This window comes from Mesorhizobium sp. WSM4310 (assembly GCF_007003935.1).
Classification (GTDB): Bacteria; Pseudomonadota; Alphaproteobacteria; order Rhizobiales; family Rhizobiaceae; genus Mesorhizobium.
In genome coordinates this window covers 41,841-68,770 of the sequence record NZ_VFTA01000018.1, presented here as the reverse complement: position 1 = coordinate 68,770, position 26,930 = coordinate 41,841, and the positions used below count along the sequence as shown (strand labels likewise).

Genomic DNA, 26,930 nt, shown 5'->3' with positions numbered 1-26,930 from the left:
GGTCATGTCTCCAGGCTCATCTTCGAAGAAGAGGATGCCGCTCCGATTTGCAGCCTCAGCGATAGATAACCGGGCAACCGCGTTGGTTGGCGAACACGATGACGACGCGGTCGCCGTCCTGGCGGCCCATGACCTTGACCACGCGGCGGTTGACGTCGACGATGCGGGCCCGGTAGAGGCCCATGCGCTCCGCCTTGTCGAGGGCGCGATCCGGCGAGCAGCCGCGGCGCCAGCCGTCGCGGCGCCAATCGTCACCCCGCCAGTCGTCGCGGCGCTCATCGCGGCGATGCCGATAGCCGTCGTCGCCGGTGTAGACGCCGAAGCGCGGATCCTGGTTGTTGCCGAAGCCGAGATAGAGGCTGTCGGCATGGGCAGGAATGGCCGTCAGCGCGCCGAGGCCGACCAGGGCCGAGAGGGCTGCCGTTTTCACCGTGTTGAACATGGTCTTCTCTCCTTGTTGCGGGCTTGTGCCCGTCCTCTTGAAAGCGATGATGGGAGAATGCGCCAGCCTGGCTGAACTGTTTACGAACCCGGCGTTCATCTGCGGTTCATGTGGCGGGAAAAGGAAATCGTCGCCAGGTTTCGGACAATGCGCGCCCAAAAATTCCTGCTCGTGTTCCTTGTCGGGAGCCGTATTGAGGCGGACCTCAAGGCTCGTCGTCGAGCATATAGTCAAAATAATCTTCGGGCTCGGCTAGATCGGTTTCGCTCGCCTTGACCCGGCCGCGCATCGAGATGCCGGCCTCATGCACGGTCTCCGCACTGCCCGACACCAGCCGGTGCCACCAATAGAGGTCGCGACCCTCGGCCACCAGCCGGTAGGCGCAGGTGCTTGGCAGCCAGCTGATGGTACGCACATTCTGCGGCGTCAGCCCGACGCAATCGGGGACGCGCGCCAGCCGGTCGGCGTAGTCTGAACAGCGGCAGGTCTGCGCGTCGAACAGCCGGCAGCCGACACTGGTCCAGTAGATCTCGCCGGTGTCCTCGTCCTCGAGCTTCGACAGGCAGCATTTGCCGCAGCCATCGCACAGCGATTCCCACTCGGCCGGGCTCATCTGCTCCAGCGTCTTTGTTTTCCAGAACGGCGTTTTCATTTTGGGGATGTGGCCCCAGCCGCCGCCGAGGTCAAGCGCGACGACGGTTGAAATGCGGCCGCAACCCGCCCGAATGACATGAAGTTGCCTTCAAAAGGCCGGCCAATCGCCCTGTACGGTGTCTATCCCCGCCAAACCGGAACCAATCGGGCTAAGATCGGTTTCGGCAAGGATGGGACCCCACAAGGAGAGTTTTCGATGAAACGCCAACCATGGATTCTGGCAGGCACCGCACTTGGCCTGTTGATGGCATCCGCGCCGTTGGGCGCGTTCCCGCTTCAGGGAAGTGCCTCGTTCGGCCCCATGCAAGGTGGTGGAACGCCGCTGATCCTGGCACAGGACGCACCGACCGACGAGGCCCAGCCGGCCGACCAGGAGCAGCCGCGCAAGAAGAAGCGCGATCAGCAGGCCCGACAGGCGCCGGCCGAGCAGGCAGCCCCGGCCGCCGAACAGCCTGCTCCACCCGCCGAGGAGCAGCAGCCCCGCAAGAAGAAGCACGAACAGCAGCAACAGGCCGAGCAGGCGCCGGCCGAGCAGGCGGCACCCGCCGAAGAGCAACAGCCGCGCAGGAAGAAGCGCGATCAGCAGCAACAGGCCGAGCAGGCGCCGGCCGAACAGGCGGCACCCGTCGAAGAGCAGCAGCCGCGCAGGAAGAAGCACGAACAGCAGCAACAGGCCGAGCAGGCGCCGGCCGAGCAGGCGGCACCCGTCGAACAGCAGCAGCCGCGCAGGAAGAAGCGCGACCAGCAGCAGCAGACCGAACAGGCGCCGGCTGAACAGGCGGCACCCGCCGAAGAGCAGCAGCCGCGCAGGAAGAAGCGCGACCAGCAGCAGCAGACCGAACAGGCACCGGCCGAACAGGCGGCACCCGCCGAAGATCAGCAGCCGCGCAAGAAGAAGCGCGACCAACAGCAGACCGAGCAGGCGCCGGCCGAACAGGCTCCGGCTGGTGAGGCACAGCCCGCCAACGACAACCAGCCAGTCAAGCCCGGCAGGAAACACAAGCAGGATCAGCAGAAGGAGGCGCCTGCTGCCCCTGCAGTGACGCCGGAAGCCGCCCCTGCGCCGAAAGAAGCTCCGGCCGGCGAAGCAGTGACGCCGAAGGTTGAACCCGCGCCTGCCGGCGAACAGCCGGTCCAGGGCGAGCAGCCCCAGGACAAGACAAAGAAGCACGGCAGGAAGCCGGCGGGCGAACAGCCCGCGAATGGCGAGCAGCCGGCGACAGGCGAACAGCCGCAGACCGGCAAGCAGCCCGCGACGGGCGAGCAACCGGCCAATGGCGTGAAGCCGGCAACCGGTGAACAGCCCGCCAATGGCAACACGGCCGCGCCTGCCCAGGGCGAAAACCCCGTGCAGGGCGAAGCGCCCGCCGACAAGAACGCTGCGCCCATCCTCGACAGCCAGAAGGATGCCCAGCGCAAGGGCGGCGGCCGCAAGCATGGCGACCAGAACGGCCAGCAGAATGGCGAACAGCAGAATGGTGGCCAGAACGCCCAGCAAGGCGGCGACCAGGGCCAGAAGCCGGCGGTCGCTCCTGTCGACCAAGGCCCGCCTCCAACCGACGACAAGTCAGCCCAGCAAGCGATCAAGCCTGAAACGCTCGTCCCGGTAACGGAAGAGAAGGGCAAGCGCCTCGACCGGGCCCCCGACGAGAACATCCGCGACCGCCGTCGTCCCAAGGGCGTCGACGTGCTCAAGGAGATCGGCGACCGCGTCATCATCCAGCTCGGCGGCCAGACGATCGTGCAGAGCAATGAGGGCTCGCGGATGAACCGCGGCGCCAAGGACGTCTATTACGAGGATCTGTCGCAGGGCCGTACACGCGAGACGGTCCAGCGCGACAATGGCGTCCAGATCGTCACCATCCGCAACCGTTACGGCGATGTCATCCAGCGTTCGCGCATCACGCCGGATGGGCGCGAATATGTGCTGAGCTATGTCGACGAGCGGGACTATCAGGATGAGGGCGACTGGCGCGATCCCGGCGACGACCTGCCGCCGATGCGGCTGACCATCCCGCGCCGCGATTACATCCTGGATTCGGAGGATGTCGAGAGTCCCGACGACTACTACACCTTCCTCGACCAGCCGCCGGTGGAGAGGGTCCAGCGTCTCTATTCGATCGACGAGGTCAAGCGTTCGGCCCGCGTGCGCGACATTGCACGCCGCGTCGACCTCGACACGCTGAACTTCGAATTCGGCTCCTCCTCGATCTCCGACACCGAGGTGCAAAAGCTCGAGGGCGTCGCTAGCGCCATGGAGAAACTGCTGAAGAAGAACCCGGCCGAGACCTTTTTAATCGAGGGTCACACCGACGCCGTCGGCACGCCGGAAGCGAACCTTGCTCTGTCGGACCGCCGCGCCGAAGCGGTTGCCGAAGCGCTGACCAATGCCTTTGGCATCCCGCCGGAGAACCTGACGACGCAAGGCTATGGCGAGCAGTATCTGAAGGTCAACACCTCGGCGCCCAACCGCGAGAACCGGCGTGTCGCCATCCGCCGCATCACCTCGCTGGTGGCACCGGTCGCCAGCAACAATTAGGTCATGATTTCAAAACCATGACCTGGTTTGCGGACTCAATGCGAAAAGCACCCATCCCCGGCTCGATCGGGGATGGGAAAGGCTCGGGTCCAGCCCCCGGGCTCAAGAAGATTTGTACCGGCATCGGAAGCGGCTCATTGAATCACAGGCTTGCTGACCCCAGATTCAGGGCTGGGCGTTCCCTGCCCCGTCCCGACTCCAGCGGGACGTATTGAGCCCCGCCGGCCCTCTCCGGCGGGGTTTTTTGCTTTGGATCCAGCTTGCAAAGAGCGACGGCCTGGTCTGACCATCATCCACCTCGCCTTCGTCGTCTCGGCGCTGATGCTGGCCTATATCGATCGGCTTATGGGTCTGAGCAAAGGCAAGAAGGGCAAGGCAGGCTGACCCTCGTCACAGACTGGCCAAGGCGGCCCCGACTTCGTCATCCTAGGGCGGAGCAGCCGCGTAGCGGCGTCGCGAAGACCCTAGGATCCATTCCGTGCTCTCGGCCGTAGAGTGCGGCGGCGCAGAATTCTGCACCGTGGCGACACGCCAGAGTCCCGGCATGGATTCTGGGGTCTGCGCCGCGTCGCTTCGCTCCTTGCTTCGCCCCAGAATGACGAAACTGTTGGAGCCTATCTCGAAGTGATGTGTCCTGCTTTGAAGAGCTAGTAGATGCTCTTGATCTTGCTGTCCGTGCGGGCAAACACCTCGTCCGGCACGAAAAAGTCGCCCGCCAGCGGTCCGGTCGCGCTAGGCGCATAGATCGAAAAGTCGCTGACGCCCTCGGCGCGCAGCACTTCTTCGTCGATGTAGAAATTGCCGGATGCCTCGCGCGACGGCCGCAGGAAGATGGCGCACGCGGCGTCGGCCATGATGTCGGGCGAACGGCTCATCGCCGCGACCGTCGCACCGCCGAGCAGGTTGCGCACCGCCGCCGTGTCGATGGTCGAGATCGGCCACAGCGAATTGACCGCGATGCCGTCCTTGGCGAACTCCGCGCTCATCCCCAGCGTGCACATCGACATGCCGAACTTGGCCATGGTGTAGGCGACATGGTTCTTGAACCACTTGGCCTTCATATCGAGCGGCGGCGCCAGATTCAGGATGTGAGGATTATCGGCTAACTTCAGGTGTGGAATGCACATTTTGGAGACCAGGAAGGTGCCGCGCGTGTTGATCTGATGCATCAGGTCGTAGCGCTTCATGTCGGTCTCCAGCGTGCCGGTGAGCTGGATGGCGCTGGCATTGTTGACGCAGATATCGATGCCGCCGAATTTCTCCACCGTCTTTGCAACAGCCTCGGCCACCTGCGCCTCCTCGCGGATGTCGCACAGCACAGGCAGCGCCTTGCCGCCGGCCTGCTCGATCTCCTGCGCCGCGCTGTAGATCGTGCCCGGCAGCTTGGGATGCGGTTCGGCGGTCTTGGCGGCGATCGTCACATTGGCGCCGTCGCGCGCCGCCCGCAGCGCAATCGCCAGCCCGATGCCGCGCGACCCGCCGGAGATGAACAGCGTCTTTCCCTTGAGCGACATTTATCCTCCGCTTCCCTGATATCTCTTCGTCCGCGCGATCCTTGCCCGTGCCGCTGCCGGATACAAGGGCCTGGGGTGCCGTCGGATGGTGACGTTGGGGAGGCTTCTTTCGCTGCCGGCCTGTTGGACTTTCGCGATCGGTCCCTATATCTTCTATACAGAGAGGTGGAATATATAATGGCTCTATCGATCAAGAACATGGAAGTCGAGCAACTGGCGCGCGAGCTTGCCCGCCGCCGCCGGATCTCGGTGACGGAAGCGATCCGCCAGAGCCTCGAGCGTGAGGTGGCGCGCGAGCGGCTGGTGCCACGCGACAAGGGCGATGATCTTTTCCGGCGCTTGATGGCGATCTCTGACAGCGCCGGCCAGATCCCAAAACGCGAAAACGCTATGACTGAGGACGAGATTCTCGGTTACGATGAGGTTGGAATCCCGACGCGATGATTATCGATTCATCCGCGCTTGTCGCTGTTCTGCGCGCCGAACCAGGTCACGACCAATTTGTCCAGGCTATCACCAGTGCCCAGAGAAGGCTTATTGCCTCTCCAACCCTGTTGGAGACAACGATGGTGCTTGTTGGAGGTTGGCAGGACGAGATTGCCGATCTTCTCGATGCTTTCCTTCGCGTTGCCTCGATCGAGACAATCTCGTTCACGGCCGACCATGCAGCCGTGGCCCGTCAGGCCTTCCTGCGCTACGGGAAGGGTCGGCATCCGGCCGCGCTCAATTTCGGCGATTGCATCGCTTATGCCGTAGCCCGGCTCGAGGCCATGCCGCTACTGTTCAAAAGCAATGATTTCCGCCTGACAGATATCGAGGCGGCGGTTTGATCTGCAGCTAAACCAGCACCAGCCCCTGCCGCATCGCAATCGCAATGGCATCGGTGCGGTTGGCCGCCCCCAGCTTGATCAGGATCGCCGCGACGTGGAATTTCGCCGTGTGCACGGAAATGTTGAGCCGCCGCGCGATCACCTTGTTGGGCGCGCCTTCGGCGAGCAGCGCCAGCACTTCGGCCTCGCGCGGCGACAGCGCTGGCCGGGTGGCATGCTCGTCCAGGACGTCATCCTCGAACGGCTCGCTTTCGCCCGTATGGAAATCCTCATGGTGTCCGCTTCTGCCCTCGCCCGTGACGCGATAGCCGGCCGCCGCCAGCCGCGCCGCCGCGGCGATCAGCAGATCGTCGGCGCCCGCCGGAATGACCGCAAACACCTCACCGGCGGGCCGCCCGCCGCCGGTGCGTCCTGACAGCAGCACGCGCGGTGTGGAGGCCGGCACGGCATCTCCGCTCCTGTCATCGATGATGGCGACATCGGCCCTGCCGCCGCCGGCCGCCACCGGCAGCAGGTCGTCGCTGGCGGCAAGCATGGCGGCCAGGCGCTCCGCGCGCGCGGCATCGCCAAGCGCAATCAGCACCACCAGTTGCCGCGAAGCGGCCCTGTTGCTCACGATCCGGTCGCCGGCGAGCGTTTCCATCAATCCTCTCAGCTCAGCGGCTTTTCGCCGATGGTCAATGTCACGTCGCGCTGTTCACCGCCACGCACCACGCCAAGCGTCACGGAAGCACCGGCGCTGTCAGGGCCGAGCCGACGGATCAGGTCGCGCGGGCCGTGCACGGCCTCGCCGTTCCACGCCACGACGATGTCGCCCAGCGACAGGCCGGCGGCCTTGGCCGGACCGGCGTCGTCGAGGCTCATCACCATCGCGCCATGGGCGTCGCGGTCGCGCACCGGATGGAGGCCAGCGCCGAGATAGCCGCGCGCGACATGGCCCTTTTCACGCAATGTCGCCACTGCCCGCTCGATCGTCTCATAGGGCATGACCAGCGCACGCCCGCGCGGCCCGAACAACAGCATGCCGATCAGCGCGCCCTTGGCGTCCAGCACCGGGCCGCCCTCGAAGCGGCCGCCGGCGCCGACAGCCAGATGGATGCGCCTGTCGATCGTGCCGCCGCGCATCGAGCGCCAGGCCGGCCCGACTTCACCGACCGAGCCCGACACCGCCAGCGCCGAGCCCTGGCTGTTGCCGATGGCGATGGCAATGTTGCCCGGCCGAACGGCATCGGCCCTGGCAAGGATAGGCACGCCGGCCGCATCCGCGGGCTTCAACAGGGCAACGCCCGTCGACGGGTCGCGGCCGACCAGTTCGGCCTTCACCGTCCCGCCAGAGGCCAGCGTCAGCTCGATCTCCTCGCCGGCCTCGACAGCCTCCTCGGCGGTGACGAAATAGCCGTCGCTCCAGTGGAAGGCGCTTGCCGTGCGATGGTGGTGGGTGGCGAAGCTCGCCATTGCTGGCGCCGCCTTGGCGGCGAGGTCGGCAACGGCTTGCGAAAATGCATTCAAATTGAAATCACTCATGGATGTCTCCTGGGGTTCGTCATGTCCCAGATATCGCCCGACGGCGCCCCTGGAGGTACTCGCCTGACGGCTAGTTGGCGGTTTGACTGGCCATCTGGTCAGGTCGCGGCCGTTCCAGCCGCTCCGCACATATAGTCACGATCAAGCCTGAAAACACGGAGCCCATCCATGGCCCTCGCCATCGCCAATTTCCAAACCGATGACACGCTGCTCGACGCCTATTCCATGACGGTCGCGGACGCGGTCGACCGCATCGGCCCGGCCGTCTGCCGCATCGAGCGCATTGGCGGCCAGGGCGGCCATGGTTCCGGCTTCGTCATCGCGCCGGACGGGCTGGTCGTCACCAATTTCCATGTCGTCGGCGACGCCAGGACGGTGCGCGTGTCGATGCCCGACGGCGCCTCACGCGAGGGTCGCGTGCTCGGCCGCGATCCCGACACCGATATCGCGCTGGTGCGCGCCGATGGCAGCTTCACTGACGTCGCGCCGCTCGGCGATTCCAAGCGGCTGCGTCGCGGCCAGATCGCCATCGCCATCGGCAATCCGCTCGGCTTCGAATGGACGGTCACCTCGGGTGTCGTCTCGGCGCTCGGCCGCTCGATGCGCGCTTCGACCGGCCGGCTGATCGACGACGTCATCCAGACCGATGCCGCGCTCAATCCCGGCAATTCCGGCGGCCCGCTGGTGTCGTCGGCCGGCGAGGTCATCGGCGTCAACACCGCCATGATCCACGGCGCGCAAGGCATTGCCTTCGCGGTCGCCTCCAACACCGCCAATTTCGTCATTTCGGAGATCATCCGCTTCGGCCGCGTGCGGCGCGCCTTCATCGGCGTCTCCGCCGACACCACCAATCTGCCGCGCCGCGCGGCGCTGTTGTCGCAAGTGTCGACCAGCACGGCCGTGCGGCTGCGCAGCGTCGAAAAGAACGGCCCGGCGGCCAAGGCGGGGCTGAAGGAGGGTGACATCATCGCGGCAATCGACGGCCGCCCGGTCACCGGCGTCGACGACCTCGTGCGCATGCTCGACGCCGAGCGCATCGGCCGCGAGACGCTGTGCACGGTGGTACGCCGCACCGGCGTCAGCCAGGTGGCGGTAACGCCGGTGGCAAGGGCTGGCTAACGGAGATCAGGACTGCTCGCTCGGAGCCGGTTTCTTCGATGGCGCAACATCGATCAACTGACCGCTCGCTGGTGGCAGTATCTGCCGAAGTTTCAGGATGTGCACCGTTGTGATGGTACAGTCCTGCCATTCCTGATCGCCCTGAAACCTGAGGATCGCCATCACTTCGGCCTTCGCCTTCAGCGCGACCAAAAACGCATCGGTGTTTTCGACAGGCAGATGAGGGACTGTCTCGTCTGGCTGGTTGAGCAAACGATTGGCGAGGCCCGGATAGCTGCTCAGCGTGAACCAGCTTTTCGGCCATTCGATCATCAGGATGATCCACAAGGCCAGGATCTTCCATTCGGTCGAGCCGGGTTGCACGCTCTGCTCGATGCGGCCGACCTCTTGCAACAGCGTGATGGCGTTGATGATGCGCTTGATCTGGCGGGGGTTGGCTGGCAGCACGCTGGAGAGCGCCTCCAGCCGATGCCGGGTCGCCGCTTCGGCCGTTTTGTCGGTGGCGGCACGCAAGGACAGCCTACGGTCGAAATCGGTCAGCAAGACGTCGGTGACCGCGGCGCTTACCGGGCTTGCGATGATCTCTTCGCGGACAGTCTGCGCGGCACTTTCGCGACTAAGGGCCTCGTTCTGTTGCAACACGCTGTCCACCTTGAACTCGAACTCGCCGCGCATCGAGGCATCCGCCTTGAAGACGACATCGAGCGGCAGTCCGCCTCGACCGGATACCGCCTTCTTCACCCCCAGTAGATCCCTCACATAGGTGCGGCGGGCAGCATCCGAAATGTCCGGCAGCACGAAGGAGAACTGGATCGCCTTTTCGGCGAAGCGGGCGCCGAATTCATGTTCCGGTCCGACGTGAATTCCCTTCATCGCCTCGTTGACCTTGGTGAAACACTCCTCGATCCAGTCGCGGTCACCCAGCAGGATGAACACCAGACGCGGACTTTTGAGAATGGTCTGCATGCCGCGGATCAACTCGACGACGAATGTCGGCTCGCAACGGTCGAGATCATCGACGACCACCAGAACCGGTCGCTTGAGCAATGCCATCATTTTCGCAAAATGCGCCCGGAACCGGTCGAGCGGATCGCCTGAACCCAAAGCGTAATTCTTGGCCGCGTCCGGTGTGCCGGACAGCAAGGTCGAACTTAGCGCCGACAGCACGGTCCAGATCAGCGGCGCCCCTCCCACCAGCGCGGCGATGGCAACGGAAACGAATGGACCCAGACTGGTGGTGTTCGCGTTGAAAGCCCCCTTGTCATCGAGGTTGAGTAGGCCAAGACGAAAGAAAAGGATGACAGCGGCAATACCCAGTGCGGTAACCGCCACCTTGTTGCGGATATCGGGCGTCCACACGCGCCAGACCATTTCGCGCAACCAGCACCAGGACCAATCCGCCGTCCGCAACCATGGTGGAAGATAGCCTTGCCCGACCGCCGGCGGTTGCGGCACCGCTGGCCCGTTGAGCAGCGGATTGCCCGATGCGTCGGTCGCGGGCGCTGGTTCGACCAGCAAGTCCTCGGCATAGATGGCGTCGGTCGTCTGTTTGCGGATCGCTTGATAAAAAACCCACCATGGCGGCAGCACGTGCTGATGCTGCCAGGCGTTGAAGGTGACGATGTGCCAGGGGCGCCGATAGGATTCCGGCCAGAAATTTGGATCGCCGAGCGGCAGGCCCAGCATCCAGGCCGGCGGTGGACCGGCCACCTTGTACGGGTTGAGCAGATGGATCAGGAAATTGGCAAAACTGGTCTTGCCGCCGCCCCAAGGTGCATCGATGTGCACGACGAAGCCGGGCGGCGGTTCCCTGGCCCTCCGTTTGGGCCAGATACCGGTCCAGCGCGCACTGTTGCCGCGATAACTGTCCCTAGGATTTTCCTGGTTGAGCTGATCCCAGACTTGATTGAGCCGCCCCGCCAGCACGAAGGCCAGGTCCGAGCGGCTGAGAAAATCCACATCGGGATCGGTGGAATCATCGAGGAAACTGGTTTCAATGGCGGATGTCTCGGGCGGCGGTGATTCCAGCGGCGTAGTTGACGTGGTCGGTTTGACTTCCGATTCCAGCGTTGAATTAGGATTGGCAACGGGATCCTTCTTGCCCTCCGGGGCCTCGGCGGCGCTGCCGATAGACACGTCAGCAGGTGCGTTCTGTCTTCTGCTTCGACGTTTGCGTGCGGTAGCGGTTTGCGAAGATCCAATCGTGCTGGACTGCGGAATTGCTTCCAGGCCGTCCAAAGCACCACGTTCATTGGTGGAGTCTCCGGAACCCCGACCCGCACGCCAGCTTGCTATATCTGCATTCACCTTGGTCGGGTCTCGACTCCACCACGTGTCGGATTGCAGAGCTACGCGGAGGTCGACAGTCTCGCCAAAATAAGTTGTTGGCCTAGCCCGATGACTGTTCGGCAAAATCGCGCGATACCATTCTATCCAAAGTTTGAAACCTGCTCTGGCCAGATCAGGATCTTTAGCCATGTTGTCGAAGGGCGCGCGCACCCAAGGCGGAAAATTGGCCTGAAATCTCGAATCGCCGCGCACATCAATCAACCACAGCGGCTCGTTGATCAGCGCGCGAGCAGCTTCCGCCGCGCCGAAGCTTTCCAGCTCAGACAAGAAGGACACATCGGAAGCAACACTCTCCCTTATCTGAGCCGCCCCGACGCTGCTCGCAACGGCGCTACCGGCATCTGCCGCGAGCCCAGCAGTGATCGCTGCGGAACTTCTCGTTCCACTACCGCCGACAGCCGTCACCGCAGCTTGGCTGACCGCGGCTGGCGCAGCGCTGTGGGGATTGCCGCCGACCACCATGGAATCGGCAACGGCAATGCCAGACTGAGCGGCATCCGAACTGGCTGACCCCGCATCTTGCGTCGGATATCTACGCGCAAACCAGGATATAAACGCAGCTCGAAAGACAGCCAGAAGCAAGCGTTCACGAGAAATCGGCGCATCGGCATTCGCCAACGGCAGCACTCTCAGTGCAAGCCGCGCCGCGATTGCCTCCGCCCATTCCGGCGGCTTGTCCGCCAGCCAGTTCTCAAGCCCTTCTCGACTGCCAACGTTGATCCGGTCCTCCACCCTCAGCTCCCTCCAGCCCGGTCCAGGATGGCCGCTGTCTCGAAGCGGTGCAAGTAGAGAATATGCAGGCCTCTGCTGGGCAGCAGTACGTTGAAGATATTGTCACGGTTTCTATTGGCGCCGCCGTCATCTGGCGTCAGTCGGACGACACTTTCCAACCATTCGATACTTCAGGCCACCCTCACTCCCCCGCCGCGCCCTGCGCGTACTGCGCCAGGAACGCCTCGCTGGGCGGGATCGGCTTGATGACATCGATCAGCACGCCGTTGGGGTCCCTGGTGATGAAATGGCGCTGGCCGAAGGGCTCGTCGCGCAGCGTTCGCAGGATCGGCAGGCCGGCGGCGAGGATCCGCTCATAGACCGCATCGGGGTCGCGTACCTCGAAATTGATCAGCAGGCCGCAGGTGCGCCCCCGCCCCTCTTGCGGGATCGTCTCGTGGTCGCCCTGGACGATGCCGAGATTGACGCGTTTGCTGTCCACCGATTGCAGGTGCACATACCAGTCGCTTTCGAACAGCGGCCGGAAGCCGAAATGCTCGACATAGAAGGCCGCCGTCCCGGCGACGTCGCCGGTCATCAGCACCGGATAACAGCTCGTGGTCTTCATCTTTCCTTCTCCGTGGACATAACATACAGTCTGCATGTAAATCGAATTAACATACAGGCTGCATGTATGCAACAGGAATCCACGCGCCGTTCCAATCGCGACCGCACCGAGGCGACGCGCGCCGATTTGATCGCGGCGGCGCGAAAACTGTTCACGGAAAAATCCTATGCCGAGACCGGCACGCCGGAGATCGTCACCGCGGCCGGCGTGACGCGCGGCGCGCTCTACCATCACTTCGCCGATAAACAGGCGCTGTTCGCCGCCGTGGTCGATCAGGAGGCACAGGCGGTGGCGCAGGAGATCGAGCGCGCGTCGCCATCCTCGCTCGAAGCCCGCGATGCGCTCATCGCTGGATCCGACGCCTATCTCGACGCCATGCGCGCGCCCGGCCGCACGCGGCTGCTGCTGCTTGATGGCCCCGCCGTGCTTGGCCGCGCCGCCATGGATGCGATCGACAACCGCCACGGCAACCGCTCGCTGCGCGAGGGCCTGGTCGCGGCGATGCGGGCCAACACGATGACGAGATTGCCGGTGGATGCACTAACCGCGCTGCTCGCCTCCGCCTTCGACCGCGCCGCGCTGGCCATCGAGGCCGGCGCTTCGGCGCAGGATTACCGCGCCGTGCTCATGGCGCTGATTGATGGATTGTCTCCGGCGCTTCCTCGTCAGGCACCTCGCCCGGCTCGAACTCGTTGAAGCAGCCGAGTTCGCTTTTGAACCGTTCGATCAGCCAGGCGGCGGCCGGCTTCGGGCTGCGATCGTTGCGGTGCATGGCAAACAATGGCGAACTGATTTCCTCGTAGGGTTCGAGATCAAGTTCCACCAGGCGGCCGGTGGCCAGGTCGTCGGCGATCAGCCAGCGCGGCAGCCCACCCCAGCCCAGCCCCTCGCGCATCAGCGTATGCTTGGTGCGCATGTCCGAAAGCCGCCAGGTGCGGTAGGCAAAGACGCCGTAGTCGCGCCCCTTGGTGCGTTCGGACTGATCGGTGACGACAAGTTGCGTGTGCTCGCGCACATCCTCGATCTTCACCGGCTTCGGCAGCAGCGTCAGGGGATGGTTGGGTGCCGCCGCCGGCACCATCGACATGAAGCCGATGCGCACGAGATGGACGTCGACCTTGCCCAGCAGGCCGCCAATGCCGAGATCCGCCTGTCCATTGACGACATGGTCGGGGATCAATCCAAGCGAGCCTATATGCAGGCGCAGCATCACGGTCGGAAACTGTGCCTCGAACGCCTTCAGCACCCGCACCAGCACGGGCGACGGCAACGTCGCATCGACCGACAGCGCCACTTCGGCCTCCAGCCCATGATGATGGCCATCGACGCGCGAACGCATACGCTGCAGCACGCCGATCATGCGCCTTGCATCCTCCAGCATCGCCCGGCCGATCTCGGTCAGTTGCGGCTCGCGTGTGCCCTCGCGTTCGAACAGCTTCAGCCCCAGCTGTGCCTCGAGATTGGCGATGCCATAACTGATGACGGATTGCGCCCGGTTGAGCTTGCGGCCGGCGGCCGAGAAACTCCCGCTATCGGCGACGGCAACGAATATCTGAAGCTGGTCGAGTGTTGGATTGGGCTGCATCGTTGTATCTATTTTGTGGATGGATCGTATATAAAATATACCAGTTTATCTGATGGATAGATATCCCATATCTAGCGGGACAATTCATTCCACTGGAGAGACCCGCCATGTCCATTCTTCTCGTTACCTCAAGCCCGCGCGGCGCTGCCTCGCACTCGACCCGCATCGCCACCGAATTCGCCGAAAAGCTCCTCGCCGCCGATCCGTCGAACACGCTTGTCGTGCGCGACCTCGTCGCCAACCCGCTGCCGCATATCGATGCCGACTATTCGACCGGCATCTACACGCCGGCCGAAGTGCGCACCCCGCGCCAGGCTGAAGTCGTCGGCGTCTCCGATGTCGTGCTCGACGAGTTGTTTGCCGCCGACACGGTGATCCTCGCCACCGGCTTCATCAACTTCAACATCTCCTCGACGCTGAAGTCCTGGGTCGACCACATCGCCCGCTCCGGCCGCAGCTTTGCCTATGGCGAGAACGGCCCCAAGGGGCTCGTCACCGGTAAGAAGGTCTATATCGTACTGGCTTCGGGCGGCATCTATTCGGAAGGTGCGGCCGTGCAGTTCGATCACGCCATTCCCTATCTGCGCGGCGTGCTCGGCTTCCTCGGCATGACCGACGTCGACGTCATCCGCATCGAAGGCGTCGGCATGGGCCCCGACGCGGTCACCGCGGCGCTCGCCAAAGCGACCGCCAAGGTCGACGCCGTGGTCGCCAGCCAGCAGGCCGCTGCCGCCGCGTAAGGCGCCTCGATCATCGGAACTCGAAAGGCAGGCGTTCGCGCCTGCCTTTTTCATTTTAGCCCATGAAATGCCTCAGCAGCCCCGCCGCAGCGACGCCGATCAGCACGGTCGGGAGCATGGAAAGCCGCGTCGCCGCGATGAAGGTGATGGCCAGCGCCAGAAGGTCGGCGGGATTGCGCGACACGAAGGCCGGCGCGATGACCGAGATCAGCACGCAACCGGGCGCCGCCTCCATCACCGCGGTCGCACGCGCGCTGAGCACGCGGTTGCGCAGCATCACATAGCCGCCGATCCGCGTGAGATAGGTGACGCCGGCCATCAGCACGATGGTGACAAGGGTTGTGATGTCGATCATGCGTCACCTGCCATCAGCCAGGCAGCAAGCAGCCCCGACACAGCTCCCGCCGCGACATACCAGGCGCCGGGAATGAAGAGATAGACAAGGGCCGCGACGACCAGGCTGACCAGCCAGGGCCGTGCCGCCGCCACGCTTTTCCACATGCCGCGCATCAGCACCAGGAAGACAGCCGGAAACGCCATGTCGAAACCATAGGTCTCGACATGACCGAGCATCGGGCCGAGCAAGGCGCCGAGCGTGGTGAAGGAAGCCCAGGTCAGGTACATCGCCAATGCCGCGCCCATATAGTAGCGCGGGCTGAAGGCCGGCGTGATATCAGCCGCGGCACGCTGTTTGGCGTCGGCCAAGCCCAGCGCCCAGCTTTCGTCGCACAGGAGGAAAAGTGCTGGAAACGCCTTGCGCCGCGGCAGATCGCGCAGGAATGGCGCAAGGGCAGCTCCCATCAGCAGATGGCGGCTGTTGACCAGGAAGGTGATGGCGACGATGAGCAGGATATGCGGCGGCGACGTCCACAACTGGATCGCCGCGAATTCCGAGCCGCCGGCGAAGTTCAGCCCCGTCATCATGGACAGTTCGAGCGCGTTCAAACCTTTCTGGGCCGCCTGGGCGCCAAGCACCAGCGCATAGGGGATGGTGCCCAACAGCACCGGCGCGCAGGACGCCACGCCCCGGCGGAACTCGGATCGCGAGCCGTCGCCCGCCGCTTCGACTGCCTGTGAAATGCTCATGCTCCGCCGCCGGCCGGCCTCGCGGCCAGCGCTTCCCTCGGTTTTGAACTCTCATGATACCGGCGGCAAACATACCCACACTTCTCGGCAATTTGGTTGCGAAGATTGTTGCATTCTCTCCATTTTTGGCACTGATTGTCACAAATATCCGATAAAATGGAATCCAGAGCCATGACGCTCGACGACATCGACAAGCGCATCCTGCGGGCACTGCAACGTAACGGCCGCATGGCCAACAACGATTTGGCCAACGAGGTCGGCCTGTCACCCTCGCCTTGCCTGCGGCGCGTCAAGCTCCTGGAGGAGGCCGGCGTCATCGACCGCTATGTCGCCGTGCTCAACCCGGCCAGCATCGGCAAGGGCCTCACCTTCTTCACCCGCATCTGGCTGAAGACGCAGGACGAGGACACGGTCCAGCATTTCGCCAGCGAAGTGGCCAAGCTGCCCCAGGTCATGGAGTGCTACCTGATGCTCGGCGACTGCGATGCCCTGGTGCGCGTGGTGGCGGCCGACGTCAACGACTATCGCCGCTTCCAGTCGGAGCATCTGAGCCGCATCAAGGGCGTCCAGAACGTCAAGACCGACGTGCCGAGCTGGACGATCAAGTACACGTCGGAACTGCCGATCTGACCGGTGCCACAGAGCGGCCCGGATGCCTGGTGCAGCGTTTCGGACTGGATAAAAAATGCAACCGGATTGTAGGATCGGTTTCGGTGCCATCGTCCTTCGGACGCAAGCAGCGCTGGGCGCTGCCCTCTGGCATGGGAGATTTGCATGAACCTTTCCTATCGTTGGGTCATCGTCGCCGCTGGTGCGCTGATGTCCTGTGTCGCCATCGGGACGATGTTTTCGCTGGCGATTTTCCTCGAACCGATGGCGATCGACACGCAGTGGTCGCGCGCCGGCATTTCGAGCGCCATGACGCTCAACTTCCTGGTCATGGGCCTTGGCGGCTTCGCCTGGGGCGCGCTGTCCGACCGCTTCGGCGCCCGCATCGTCGTGGCGATCGGTGCCGTGCTGCTCGGCCTGGCACTTGTGGTGGCGAGCCGCGCCGGCTCGCTGCTGACCTTCCAAATCAGCTATGGTGTCCTCGTCGGGCTTGCCGCCAGCGCCTTCTTCGCGCCGATGATCGCGCTGACCACGGCCTGGTTCGACACCAACCGCGGCCTTGCGGTTTCACTGGTCTCGGCCGGCATGGGCGTCGCCCCGATGACGATCTCGCCTTTCGCCCGCTGGCTGATCTCGGCCTATGAATGGCGCACCGCCATGTTCGACATCGGCATCATGGCCTGGGTGCTGCTGCTGCCGGCGGTGCTTCTGGTGCGCCAGCCGCCAAAGCCCGCTGTGGCGGATGTCGGTTCCGCGCCTGTCGCCGAAGGGGCTGGCATGAGCGTGGGCCAAGCGCTGCGCTCGCCGCAATTCATCGTGCTCGGGCTGACCTTTTTCGCCTGTTGTGCCGCCCATTCCGGGCCGATCTTCCATATGGTCAGCTACGCCATGCTGTGCGGCGTCGCCCCCATGGCGGCGGTGACGATCTACAGCGTCGAGGGCCTCGCCGGCTTGGGCGGCCGGCTTCTCTACGGCGTGCTGGCCGACCGGCTCGGCGTCAAGCCGGTGCTGATCGCGGGTCTGGTGATCCAGGCGATCGTCATTGCCGGCTATCTTTCGGTCAGCCAGCTCGACCAGTTCTATGTGCTGGCCGTCATCTTCGGCGCCACCTATGGCGGCGTCATGCCGCTCTATGCCGTGCTGGCGCGCGAATATTTCGGCCAGCGCATCCTCGGTACCGTGTTCGGCGCCGCCACCATGCTGTCCAGCCTCGGCATGGCGCTCGGTCCGCTCGCCGGCGGCATGGTGTTCGATGCCTATGCCAGCTACCACTGGCTGTTCATCGGCTCGGCCCTTATCGGCCTGGGCGCCGCCGGCATAGCGATCGCCTTCCCGCCGCTGCCGCGCAGGCAGTTGCAGATGGCCTGAAGCGGAGGGACGGGCGCTGGTGACAACCCATCGGCGCCCGCCTTCGTCGAAGGTCAATGCCCAAACCAGCGAGCTTTGCGGCTGGAGCCGAGGGGTAACAAAACCCGGGCCGTGGCGGCGTTCAAGAAAGCAGCCACACACTTCGCCGCGCTTGGCAGGCCGATCGACGAGGTGCGCTGTCGGGCACAGATGGCCGATCTGGGCTAGCACCGCCCACCAGCACGAGCAACGCTTAAGCGAATAATCCCAGTTGCTTACCCGGGATCATTCATTCGCGAAAAATGGCTTTGCAGCACGGTGCGAAACTTCTGCATCGTCCTTTCGGTCGTCTGCGCATCGGCGGCCGCGAAGCCCATGACAAGGCCGTTCTGCTGTGTGCCGTGGCGGTACTGGATCGACAGGGCCGACACGTTGATGCCTTGCTGGAGCGCCGCCTCGGCAACCGCCCTGTCGCTGCATCTGTCGCGGAAAATGCCGACAACCTGGATGCCGGATTCGGTCGCATGGAAATCCAGCCATTCCCCGAGGTGCCGTTGAGCGCTTTCCAGGAAGAACTGCCGTCTCTCCGCGTAGAGCCGCCGCATGCGCCTGAGATGGCGGGTGAAATGCCCCTCATTCATGAAGTCCGCCAGCGCGGCCTGGGTCAGCAAGGGGGCGAACTGGCCGCTCACGCTCAGCGCCGAGACGATCGTATGGTCGATCGCCTTGGGCGCCACCATGAAGCCCAGCCGCATGGCCGGGAAAAGGATCTTGGCGAAAGTGCCGACATAGACCACGCGGTTCGACGCGCCGATGCCCTGCAGTGCCGGAATGGGCTGGCCCTGGAACCGGTATTCGCCGTCATAGTCGTCCTCGATGATCCACGAACGCCAGGTCTCGGCCATGTGCAGCAGATTGAGCCGCTGTTCCATCGGCATGGTTATGCCGAGCGGGTGATGGCAGGAGGGCGTCACGAAGATCATGCGGGGCACGACATCGGGCGGATCGAGATTCCAGCCCGCGTTGCTGACGCGCAGCGGCGCCAGGTTCGCGCCGGCCGAGACGAATGCCGAGCCGGCGCCGTAATAGCCAGGCTCCTCCATCCACACCGTGTCGCCGTCATCGATCAGCAGCCGGGCCAGGAGATCGAACGCCGACTGTGCGCCATTGGTCACGACGATCTGCTCGGCGGTGCACTTCACCCCGCGCGAGGCGGTGAGATAGCGCGCTATGGCCTCGCAGAGCGGCGGATAGCCCTTGACGTGATAGGTGCCGAAAAGATCGATATGGGCGAACTTCGCGCGGCGGCTGAGCAGTTTCGACCAGGTGTTGAACGGAAAATTGTCCGGGTCCGGCATGCCGGGATGGAAGGCAAGCATACCCGGCCGGCCATGATGATAGGGTTGGGCAAGCATGGTCTGGCCGCGCCGCGATAGCGGATTGGCGTCCTCGACCGACATTTGTTCGGCAACTGCCGAACGCGTCGGCAGATCCATCACCACCGAGGGTCGGCGCGGACGTATCGCCAGATAACCCTCCAGCGCCAGCTGGTCGCAAGCGGCAATCACCGTGTTGCGTCCGACATTCAGATCCCGCGCCATGACCCGTGTCGAGGGCATTGCGTGCCCGCTCGGCAGCACGCGCCGTTCGATCAGGCCGCGCAACTGGACATAGAGCTGCCGGTGCAGATTGGCGGGGCTGTCGCGATCCAGGGCGATGCCGTCGACGGGAAAGCTGGTCTTCATCTGGTTCCTAAAAATCAATGGAATCTGGTTCTAACAATGGAACCAAAGGAGGCCTACCCTCAAGAAAAAAGCGTTCGGGTTCAGATGGGGCTGGCCGATGCAGTGCATAAGGGTGGGAGTGATCGGGGCGGGCGGCGTCGCCCAGGTCGAGCACATTCCGAACCTGCTCAAGCTGCACCGGCAGTTCAAGATCCTTGGCGTCTACGATCCGTCGCGAAAAGTCCGCGCTTTCGTCGCAGAGGAATTCGGCCTCGAAACATTTTCCGATCTCGACGCGCTGCTCGCCATGCCGCTTGACGCCGTGGTCATCGCTTCGCCGGATGCGCTGCACCGCGAACAGAGCCTCGCCGCCTTTGCCAGGGGCCTGCATGTCTTCTGCGAAAAGCCGCTTTGCTATGGCGCGCAGGACATCGACGAACTGATTGCCGCCAGGGATCGCGCCGGAAAGGTGCTCCAGGTCGGCTACATGAAGCGTTTCGACCCGAGCTACGAGGCGGCGCTGAACTTGCTGCCCGGTACGGCGCGGACGCTTCGCTACATTTCGGTCGAGGTCAACGATCCCGACGCCTGGCCCTTCATCCGGCACGCCTCCACTTGCCGAGGTGACGACGTCGCGGCGGAACTGATTGCCTCGACCGAAGCCAGGCAGCGCGAGCAGGTCGACCGCGCGGTGCCCGGGATCGACGATCCCGAGGCCTTTCGGGGCTTTGTCGGCGCCTATTCTTCGTCGATCGTCCATGATGTGAACGCCGTCCATGGCTTGCTCGATGCGCTCGGCGTCGCCGACGGTGAAATCGTCGGCGCCTCGTTCTTCGCCAAAGGCGAAGGCGGCCAGGGCGCCGTGCGGCTGCTCGACGGCCAGGCCCTGTGGACCATGGTCCATGTCGCCACGCCGGGGCTGCCCGACTACCGCGAGCGCATCACGCTCCATTTCGATGATGCCTCGCTCGAGCTGGAATTTCCCTCGCCCTATCTCAACCACCAGCCGACGCGGCTGACCATCCGCGGCGCCGACGGCCACACGCTTTCCAGCCGCGACATCCGCAGCGGCTATGAAGAGGCTTTCGTCGAGGAGCTGACGGGCTTCTGGTCGGCGATCGTCGAAGGCTCAACCGTGCGCAACACTGCCGAGCAGGCGCGCCGCGACATGACGCTGCTGGCTGGGCTGACCCGCCACCACCTTGCCCAATCGAAGCAATCAGGAGCTCGCCCGTGACGGTTCGCATCGGCATCAATCCGATCACCTGGACCAATGACGACGTGCCGGAACTCGGCGGCGATACGCCGCTTGAAGTCTGCCTCAGCGAAACCAGGCAGGCCGGCTACGCCGGCACCGAACTCGGCGGCAAGTTTCCGCGCCGGTCGGCCGAGCTCAGGCCGATCATGGACCGCTATGGCCTCGCGGTGATTTCCGGGTGGTATGATGGCCGCTGCGACGAGAAGGATATTGGCGCCGAGATGGATGCGATCACGCCGCATCTCCAGCTCTTGAAGGATATGGGCTCGACCCATGTCGTCTATGCCGACACCTCGCGCGGGCGCCACAACGCCATCTGGGGACCGATCTCTCAACGCCCGGCCCTGAGCCCGGAAGAATGGCCGGCCTATGGCCGCAAGCTCACGGCACTCGCCGAAAGAATGGCGGAGTTCGGCGTGCGCATGGCCTTTCATCACCATATGGGGACCATCGTCGAGACCGATGCCGAGGTTGGCCTGCTGATGCGGCATACCGGCGAAGCGGTCGGCCTGCTTTACGACACCGGCCATTCGATATTTTCGGGCGGCGACCCGCTCGCCTTGATCAAGGCGCAGGTCAAACGCGTCGTGCATGTGCACTGCAAGGACGCCCGCAAGACTGTGCTCGAGCGTGCCCGCGCCGAGGACATGAGTTTCATGGGCGCGGTCATGGACGGGATCTTCACCGTGCCCGGCGACGGCTTCATCGACTATCCCGCCATTCTGCGCGTGCTGGCCGACAATGGTTACAGCGGCTGGCTGGTCGTCGAGGCCGAGCAGGACCCCAACAAGGCCAATCCGCTGACCTATGCGACGATGGGATTCAAGAACCTGTCGCGCATGGCGAAAGAGGTTGGATTTACCGTCATGGAGTGATCGAGGCCACTATTCGGCCTCCAGGAAACCAGTGCTGAGGAATGAAACTGGAATGAAGGGGCAACTGGACTGCCGACCGTAATTGCGGCGGCGGAAAACAAACAGGAGGTTGTTATGTTTTCGCTTGCGAAATTAATAAAGCCCGCGCTCGGCTTGCTGGCCGGCTTCACGATGATGGCGGCGGCCACGACCCTTGCGGCCGCCGACGAAACGCGGGTGGTGTTCGTCACCCACGGCCAGAGCGGCGACCCCTACTGGTCGGTCGTCAAGAACGGCATGGACGATGCCGCCAAGACGCTCGGCGTCAAGGCCGAATATCTGGCGCCCGAAACCTTCGACATGGCTAAGATGGGGCAGATGATCGACGCCATCGCGGCCTCGAAGCCCGACGGCATGGTTGTTTCGATCCCCGATGCGGCCGCCCTTACAACTCCGGTCAAGAACGCCGTCGCCGCCGGCATCCCGGTGATCGTCATCGATTCCGGCGGCTCGAAACTCACCCATGACCTTGGCGGCCTGCTGTTCATGGGGCAGGATGAATTCCAGGCGGGCGTCATGGCCGGCGAGCGCATCAAGGCGCTCGGCCTCACCAAGGCGGTCTGCGCCAACCACGAGGTCGGCAATTCGAGCCTCGACGACCGCTGCGCCGGCTTCGCCAAGGGTCTGGGCGTCGACGTGCCGGTGATGAACGGCGTCATCGACCCGACCGAAATGAAGAACCGCGTGATCGCCTACATGACCGCTCATGCCGATACACAGTTCATCCTTGCCGTCGGTGCCAGCGGTGCCGAACCGACGCTGGCCGCGCTTGATGAATTGGGCCTCTCGGGCAAGGTGAAGACCGGCACGTTCGACCTCTCGCCCACGATCCTGCAGGCTGTCGTCGGCGGCAAGATGGAATGGGGCATCGACGCCCAGCAATACGCCATGGGCTACATCCCGGTCGCGATGTTCGATCTCTGGAAGAAGTACAAGATCATGCCGATCGCCGACTATCCGACCGGCCCAGGCTTCGTCACCAAGGATACTGCCGCCTCGGTCATCGAGCTGTCGAAACAAGGCAAGCGCTAACACAGGCGGGGCGGGGCCCCCCCCCCCCCCGCTACACTCTTGAGGGCAAGCAGCCATGGTTTCAGAGATTCGCGACGAGCGGGTCCGGTCCGTCTCACGCCTCAGCCGCCTGCTAAGCAGGCCGGAGCTTGGCGCGGCCGCCGGCACCGTGCTGGTCTTCGTGTTCTTCGCCATCACGGCGGGAAGCACGGGGCTTTTCAGCGCCAAGGGCATCGTCAACTTCCTCGAAGTCTCGGCCCAGCTTGGCATTCTCGCCGCACCCGTGGCCCTGCTGATGATTGCCGGCGAGTTCGATCTGTCGGTCGGCTCGATGATCGGCTTTGCCGGCATCCTCATCGCCATCCCTGCCGTGTTCTGGGGATGGCCGATCTGGCTTTCGCTGCTGTTCACCTTCGCCGTCTGCGGCGGCATTGGCGCGCTGAACGGGCTCGCCGTCGTCAGGACCGGCCTGCCTTCCTTCATCGTGACGCTCGGCAGCCTGTTCATGCTGCGCGGCCTGACGCTCGGCCTCACGCGCGGCATCTCAGGGCGGACCCAGGTGTCGGGCGTGCACGAGCTGGCGCGGAACGATCCCCTCAACAGCCTGTTCTCTGGCCAGGTGTTCACCGGCCTGATTGCCTGGCTTTCCGACCTTGGCCTGATCGGCAAGCGGGCCGACGGAATGCCGTCGATATCAGGCATTCCGGTGTCGATCGTGTGGTGGATCGCGCTGACACTGGCCTGCACCTGGCTCTTGACGCGCAGCCGTTTCGGCAACTGGATTTTTGCAGCCGGCGGCGAAGCCAATGCCGCGCGCAATCTCGGCGTGCCGGTGGCGCGCACCAAGATCACGCTGTTCGTCATGACTGCGCTCGCGGCCGCCCTGTTCGCGGCGGTCCAGGTGCTGGTCACCGGCTCCGCCGACACGCTGCGCGGCACGCAGAAGGAATTCGAGGCCATCATCGCCGTCGTCATCGGCGGCACGCTGCTGACCGGCGGCTATGGATCGGCCATCGGCGCCATGTTCGGCGCCCTGATCTTCGGCGTGGTGCAGATGGGTATCTTCTACACCGGCATCGACACCGACTGGTTCAAGCTGTTCATGGGCGCCATGATGGTCATCGCGGTGCTGTTCAACAGCTATGTGCGCAACCGCGCCATGAGGAGCCGGTGATGGCCGAGCCCTATGTCGAACTGAAGTCGGTCAGCAAGTATTTCGGCTCGGTCGTGGCGCTGAAGGACGTGTCCTTCGATGTCTGCCCCGGCGAGGTGCATTGCCTGCTCGGCGACAATGGCGCCGGCAAGTCGACGCTGATCAAGACCCTGTCCGGCGTCTACTCGCCGGACGAGGGCGAAATCCGCGTCCAGGGCAAGCCGACAAGGTTTGCCTCGCCCGCCGATACGCGCGACAGCGGCATCGCGACCGTCTACCAGGACCTGGCGCTGGTGCCGCTGATGAGCGTGGCGCGCAACTTCTTCCTCGGGCGCGAGCCGATGCGCAAGTTCGGCCCGATCAGCCAGTTCGACGCCGAATTCGCCAACCGCACCGCCTATGACGAAATGTCGGCGATGGGCATCCAGCTGCGCGATCCCGAACAGCCGGTCGGCACGCTGTCGGGCGGCGAACGGCAATGCCTGGCCATAGCGCGCGCCGTCTATTTCGGCGCCAAGGTGCTGATCCTCGACGAGCCCACCTCGGCGCTGGGTGTCCACCAGGCATCCGTGGTGCTGAAGCTCATCGTGCAGTCCAAGGCGCGCGGCATCGGCGTCATCTTCATTTCCCACAACGTCCACCACGCCTATGTCGTCGGCGACCGCTTCACGCTGTTGAAGCGCGGCAGAAGCACCGGCACCTACGCCAAGGGCGAAATCACCCGCGACCAGCTGCTCAACCTGATGGCCGGCGGCAAGGAACTGGTGGATCTGGAACAGGAACTGACGAAGTCGGCCAGGAGCGGCCAGGCTTAGGCGCCGCGCTGATCGGATGCCTGTGGCTGACCAGTCTGGCCGGTACGCGTTGGTATCGCGCAGCCGCGAATCTGTGCTAAGCCGCCGCCCAATCAACAAGAGGACGACAGCTGTGAGCGAACCGACCGTGGCCGAGGCGACCGAGAATATCTATGCATCGCTTCGGGCGGACAATGCCGACATCGACGCACATATCGCGACGCTCAAGGCCGCGCTGGCACGCGAGGGGATGAAACAGGCGGTGTTCGATCCGACCAAGTTGGCGCAAAACAACCGCTCGGGCCGCAAGCTGATGCAGGCCTATTTTCGCCAGCGCGGCGTCAGTGTGAGTTTTTCGGATTAAGAGCCCCGAACGGAGCATTCGCCTCTCTCGCCTACCCCCGTGTAAGCTTGCTATTGTGCAGTCCAGCGATGACGCGTGCGCCGATTTTACTCCTCAGCTTGCCGTCTCTATCGCCCGCGAACCAGCGATCGCTGAGGCGAAGTCGCGATATGGGCGCAGTGGGCGGCCCAGAAGCGCAGTCAGGCGCTCGACGTCGCCGGCCTCGGGCAGCATCCCGTCGGTGAAGAAGCGCTCGCCCATCAAGCGCATGTCGTAGGCCATCCAGGCGGGCAAGAACTGCTTGAGATTTTGCTCAAAGCCCTCTGTATTGTCGCCGCCGTAGTGGATCGGGCGGGCAAGCACGTCTGACCAGATTGCGGCGATATCCGTCCCAGTCAGTGTCTGCGGACCGACGAGGTTGATCCGGTCGAGCGCAAGCGGCTCTGCGGATTGTTCGCGGCGCAGCAGCTCAAGGGCGGCGATCTCAGCGATATCACGCACGTCGATCATGGCAAGACCCTTGGCGCCGATCGGCATTGGGTAGGTGCCGTAGCCGGTGATAACGTCTTCGATCATCAGATCGTTCTGGATGAAGTAGGCCGGGCGCAAGATCGTAGCCTTGAAGTTCATCTGCTCGATCATTCGCTCGACGCCGAACTTGCCCGCGAAATGCGGCACGTTCACATAGACGTCAGCGTGGATCACCGACAGATAGACGATGCGCTCGATGCCGGCCGATCGGGCGACGTTCAGTGCGATCAAAGCTTGGGTGAATTCGTCCGGCACCACGGCGTTCAAGAGGAAAAGAGTGGAAACGCCAGACATGGCTTTGCGCAGCGAATCGACATCGAGAAAGTCGCCTTGCACGACGGATACGCCTGCCGGGAAGCTGGCTTTCGACGGATCGCGGACGAGAGCACGGACATCGGCGCCGCGCTTGACGAGGTGTTCGACGACTTGGCGGCCAATGTTGCCTGTGGCGCCGGTAACGAGAATGGTCATGAAATTTCTCCTGTTGGGTTGCTTGACACCTCCAATATGTGTGGCTCACTGAGAGCCCAATAGACGGAAACTCTAGACGCACCGTCTCACTGGTGGAACACCAATGGATCTTCTTGCGCTCGCCGATTTCAATCTCGTCGCCCGCCATGGTGGCTTCGGCAAAGCGGCAAGGGCCACCGGCCGGCCCAAGGCAACGCTGTCCCGGCGCGTTGGAGAGTTGGAAAGCAGTCTTGATCTGCGCCTGTTTGAACGGGGTGCGCGCAACCTGAAGCTCACCGAAGAAGGACGGGCGCTCTTCGAGCGGACGGGGGCGTTGCTTGCCGAACTGGACGAGACGGCTTCGGCGATTGCCTCGGGCGCTCAGAGACCCAAGGGGAGATTGCGGATCAGCGCACCTTTACATTTTTCGCAGACGGCAATGGGGAGGATCGCCGCGGGATTTGCCCTCAAGTATCCGGAGGTGAAACTCGAGGTGACGACCGAGGACCGGCCTGTCGACATGATCGAAGAAGGCTACGACCTGGTAATCCGGGTCAATCCAGATCCCGACGAAAGCCTGGTCGGACGGGCGTTTCTCCGCGATCGTCTGGTTGTTGTGGCGAACCCCGACCTTCCTCGCACGACCGGTGAGCGTGCCGCTCCTGGCGTTGCGCGCGGAGCAGGCGAACTGCAAACATGGCACGTGAAGACACCCGGTGGCCGGTCAACGATTACAATCGAGCCGGTCCTCGTTCTGTCAACGCTCATCGCGGTCCGGGATGCCGTGCGAGCCGGCGTCGGTGCAGGACGTCTTCCCATTTCGTTGGTGAGCCACGACTTGGCTGACGGGACACTGGTGAATTGGGGGGATATTGACGGTCCCGAAATCTCGATTTGGACGCTCTACCCATCGCGCCGGCTGCTCAGCGCGCGAGTGTCGGCGTTCTTGGACTTTCTAAAACAGGCTTTCCCAAATGGGACGCCGGACGAACTGGCCGCCTACATCGGCAAGTGATGGCCGAAGCCGCTTTCGGGCGCCGACAGTCCTATGCAAAAAAAACGGAAGCTGGAAGCG

28 protein-coding genes are annotated in these 26,930 nt (G+C 63.8%); 16 read left to right on the top strand and 12 right to left on the bottom strand.

The genetic code is table 11. From position 1 onward, the window contains the following. Nucleotides 1–55 precede the first annotated feature (55 nt). Together FJV80_RS19750 and FJV80_RS19745 are read right to left on the bottom strand one after the other, a co-directional pair. Nucleotides 56–442 (bottom strand): hypothetical protein, encoded by a 387-nt coding sequence (locus tag FJV80_RS19750; RefSeq protein ID WP_095789166.1) that lies wholly within the window; start codon nt 440–442, stop codon nt 56–58. 205 nt (nt 443–647) lie between these two features. After that, the gene (locus tag FJV80_RS19745; protein WP_142877194.1) at nt 648–1,094 is read right to left on the bottom strand and encodes a YcgN family cysteine cluster protein; all 447 of its coding nucleotides are present in this window, start codon (nt 1,092–1,094) and stop codon (nt 648–650) included. A gap of 198 nt (nt 1,095–1,292) precedes the next feature. Between FJV80_RS19745 and FJV80_RS19740 the strand changes: the two genes are divergently transcribed. Next, nucleotides 1,293–3,635 carry an OmpA family protein gene (locus tag FJV80_RS19740; protein WP_142877193.1) on the top strand — a complete coding sequence of 781 codons (2,343 nt, stop codon included), beginning with the start codon at nt 1,293–1,295 and terminating at the stop codon, nt 3,633–3,635. A 249-nt stretch (nt 3,636–3,884) separates the two neighbouring features. Beyond that, complete coding sequence (locus FJV80_RS35625) at nt 3,885–4,019, top strand: hypothetical protein (RefSeq protein WP_281408756.1); 135 nt, start codon at nt 3,885–3,887, stop codon at nt 4,017–4,019. Between the two features lie 263 nt (nt 4,020–4,282). Here FJV80_RS35625 and FJV80_RS19735 read toward each other — a convergent pair whose 3' ends face one another. After that, the gene (locus tag FJV80_RS19735; RefSeq protein WP_142877192.1) at nt 4,283–5,149 is read right to left on the bottom strand and encodes an NAD(P)-dependent oxidoreductase; all 867 of its coding nucleotides are present in this window, start codon (nt 5,147–5,149) and stop codon (nt 4,283–4,285) included. 177 nt (nt 5,150–5,326) lie between these two features. On the opposite strand from FJV80_RS19735, the gene FJV80_RS19730 reads away from it, so the two are divergent. Beyond that, nucleotides 5,327–5,593 (top strand): type II toxin-antitoxin system VapB family antitoxin, encoded by a 267-nt coding sequence (locus tag FJV80_RS19730; RefSeq protein ID WP_142877191.1) that lies wholly within the window; start codon nt 5,327–5,329, stop codon nt 5,591–5,593. Next, nucleotides 5,590–5,979: a type II toxin-antitoxin system VapC family toxin gene (locus FJV80_RS19725; protein ID WP_095792892.1), complete on the top strand. Its 390-nt coding sequence runs from the start codon at nt 5,590–5,592 to the stop codon at nt 5,977–5,979. The genes FJV80_RS19730 and FJV80_RS19725 overlap by 4 nt, the downstream gene beginning before the upstream one ends. Nucleotides 5,980–5,986: 7 nt before the next feature. On the opposite strand, the gene FJV80_RS19720 is transcribed toward FJV80_RS19725, so the two are convergent. After that, nucleotides 5,987–6,622, bottom strand: a complete 636-nt coding sequence (locus FJV80_RS19720; protein ID WP_142877190.1) for a helix-turn-helix transcriptional regulator — start codon at nt 6,620–6,622, stop codon at nt 5,987–5,989. 8 nt (nt 6,623–6,630) lie between these two features. Beyond that, nucleotides 6,631–7,503 (bottom strand): S1C family serine protease, encoded by an 873-nt coding sequence (locus FJV80_RS19715; RefSeq protein ID WP_095792890.1) that lies wholly within the window; start codon nt 7,501–7,503, stop codon nt 6,631–6,633. 168 nt (nt 7,504–7,671) lie between these two features. Between FJV80_RS19715 and FJV80_RS19710 the strand changes: the two genes are divergently transcribed. Further along, complete coding sequence (locus FJV80_RS19710; RefSeq protein WP_095792889.1) at nt 7,672–8,622, top strand: trypsin-like peptidase domain-containing protein; 951 nt, start codon at nt 7,672–7,674, stop codon at nt 8,620–8,622. Nucleotides 8,623–8,628: 6 nt separating this feature from the next. Here FJV80_RS19710 and FJV80_RS19705 read toward each other — a convergent pair whose 3' ends face one another. Together FJV80_RS19705 and FJV80_RS19700 are read right to left on the bottom strand one after the other, a co-directional pair. Continuing rightward, a complete protein-coding gene (locus FJV80_RS19705; RefSeq protein ID WP_142877189.1) occupies nt 8,629–11,703 on the bottom strand; it encodes a P-loop NTPase fold protein in 3,075 nt (1,024 codons plus the stop codon). A gap of 181 nt (nt 11,704–11,884) precedes the next feature. Continuing rightward, nucleotides 11,885–12,310, bottom strand: coding sequence for a VOC family protein (locus tag FJV80_RS19700; protein WP_142877188.1), 426 nt, complete (start codon nt 12,308–12,310; stop codon nt 11,885–11,887). Nucleotides 12,311–12,376: 66 nt separating this feature from the next. Here FJV80_RS19700 and FJV80_RS19695 point away from each other — a divergent pair, with 66 nt between their 5' ends. Next, a complete protein-coding gene (locus tag FJV80_RS19695) occupies nt 12,377–13,006 on the top strand; it encodes a TetR/AcrR family transcriptional regulator (RefSeq protein ID WP_095773668.1) in 630 nt (209 codons plus the stop codon). On the opposite strand, the gene FJV80_RS19690 is transcribed toward FJV80_RS19695, so the two are convergent. Continuing rightward, nucleotides 12,936–13,895, bottom strand: a complete 960-nt coding sequence (locus FJV80_RS19690; RefSeq protein ID WP_142877187.1) for a LysR family transcriptional regulator — start codon at nt 13,893–13,895, stop codon at nt 12,936–12,938. The two genes, FJV80_RS19695 and FJV80_RS19690, sit on opposite strands and share 71 nt — an antisense overlap. A 107-nt stretch (nt 13,896–14,002) precedes the next feature. Here FJV80_RS19690 and FJV80_RS19685 point away from each other — a divergent pair, with 107 nt between their 5' ends. Continuing rightward, nucleotides 14,003–14,635: an FMN-dependent NADH-azoreductase gene (locus tag FJV80_RS19685; RefSeq protein ID WP_142877186.1), complete on the top strand. Its 633-nt coding sequence runs from the start codon at nt 14,003–14,005 to the stop codon at nt 14,633–14,635. Between the two features lie 55 nt (nt 14,636–14,690). Here FJV80_RS19685 and FJV80_RS19680 read toward each other — a convergent pair whose 3' ends face one another. After that, entirely contained in the window at nt 14,691–14,990 is a 300-nt protein-coding gene (locus FJV80_RS19680) for an AzlD family protein (protein ID WP_142877185.1), read from the bottom strand. Continuing rightward, on the bottom strand, nt 14,987–15,721 hold the full coding sequence (locus FJV80_RS19675) for an AzlC family ABC transporter permease (RefSeq protein ID WP_095789157.1): 735 nt from the start codon (nt 15,719–15,721) through the stop codon (nt 14,987–14,989). Before FJV80_RS19675 ends, FJV80_RS19680 begins: the two co-directional genes overlap by 4 nt. A 171-nt stretch (nt 15,722–15,892) precedes the next feature. On the opposite strand from FJV80_RS19675, the gene FJV80_RS19670 reads away from it, so the two are divergent. Both FJV80_RS19670 and FJV80_RS19665 read left to right on the top strand, forming a co-directional pair. Next, nucleotides 15,893–16,351 (top strand): Lrp/AsnC family transcriptional regulator, encoded by a 459-nt coding sequence (locus FJV80_RS19670; protein ID WP_095773733.1) that lies wholly within the window; start codon nt 15,893–15,895, stop codon nt 16,349–16,351. A gap of 144 nt (nt 16,352–16,495) precedes the next feature. Beyond that, nucleotides 16,496–17,698 (top strand): MFS transporter, encoded by a 1,203-nt coding sequence (locus FJV80_RS19665; protein WP_095789156.1) that lies wholly within the window; start codon nt 16,496–16,498, stop codon nt 17,696–17,698. A gap of 254 nt (nt 17,699–17,952) precedes the next feature. Here the strand turns inward: FJV80_RS19665 and FJV80_RS19660 are convergent, their stop codons facing one another. Continuing rightward, nucleotides 17,953–19,422, bottom strand: coding sequence for a PLP-dependent aminotransferase family protein (locus tag FJV80_RS19660; protein WP_142877184.1), 1,470 nt, complete (start codon nt 19,420–19,422; stop codon nt 17,953–17,955). Between the two features lie 97 nt (nt 19,423–19,519). On the opposite strand from FJV80_RS19660, the gene FJV80_RS19655 reads away from it, so the two are divergent. The 6 genes from FJV80_RS19655 to FJV80_RS19630 all read left to right on the top strand — a co-directional run bounded on the left by FJV80_RS19655 (nt 19,520) and on the right by FJV80_RS19630 (nt 24,895). Then, complete coding sequence (locus FJV80_RS19655) at nt 19,520–20,638, top strand: Gfo/Idh/MocA family oxidoreductase (protein WP_095792880.1); 1,119 nt, start codon at nt 19,520–19,522, stop codon at nt 20,636–20,638. Then, entirely contained in the window at nt 20,635–21,534 is a 900-nt protein-coding gene (gene iolE, locus FJV80_RS19650) for a myo-inosose-2 dehydratase (RefSeq protein WP_095773660.1), read from the top strand. The genes FJV80_RS19655 and iolE overlap by 4 nt, the downstream gene beginning before the upstream one ends. Before the next feature lie 114 nt (nt 21,535–21,648). Further along, entirely contained in the window at nt 21,649–22,605 is a 957-nt protein-coding gene (locus FJV80_RS19645) for a sugar ABC transporter substrate-binding protein (RefSeq protein ID WP_095773659.1), read from the top strand. A 55-nt stretch (nt 22,606–22,660) separates the two neighbouring features. Beyond that, nucleotides 22,661–23,758, top strand: coding sequence for an ABC transporter permease (locus FJV80_RS19640; protein ID WP_095773658.1), 1,098 nt, complete (start codon nt 22,661–22,663; stop codon nt 23,756–23,758). Further along, complete coding sequence (locus FJV80_RS19635) at nt 23,758–24,552, top strand: ATP-binding cassette domain-containing protein (protein WP_095773657.1); 795 nt, start codon at nt 23,758–23,760, stop codon at nt 24,550–24,552. The genes FJV80_RS19640 and FJV80_RS19635 overlap by 1 nt, the downstream gene beginning before the upstream one ends. 112 nt (nt 24,553–24,664) lie before the next feature. Then, nucleotides 24,665–24,895, top strand: coding sequence for a hypothetical protein (locus FJV80_RS19630; RefSeq protein ID WP_095773656.1), 231 nt, complete (start codon nt 24,665–24,667; stop codon nt 24,893–24,895). Between the two features lie 93 nt (nt 24,896–24,988). On the opposite strand, the gene FJV80_RS19625 is transcribed toward FJV80_RS19630, so the two are convergent. Next, nucleotides 24,989–25,876, bottom strand: a complete 888-nt coding sequence (locus FJV80_RS19625; RefSeq protein ID WP_142877183.1) for an NmrA/HSCARG family protein — start codon at nt 25,874–25,876, stop codon at nt 24,989–24,991. Nucleotides 25,877–25,979: 103 nt separating this feature from the next. Between FJV80_RS19625 and FJV80_RS19620 the strand changes: the two genes are divergently transcribed. Beyond that, nucleotides 25,980–26,870: a LysR family transcriptional regulator gene (locus FJV80_RS19620; protein ID WP_142877182.1), complete on the top strand. Its 891-nt coding sequence runs from the start codon at nt 25,980–25,982 to the stop codon at nt 26,868–26,870. Nucleotides 26,871–26,930 lie beyond the last annotated feature (60 nt).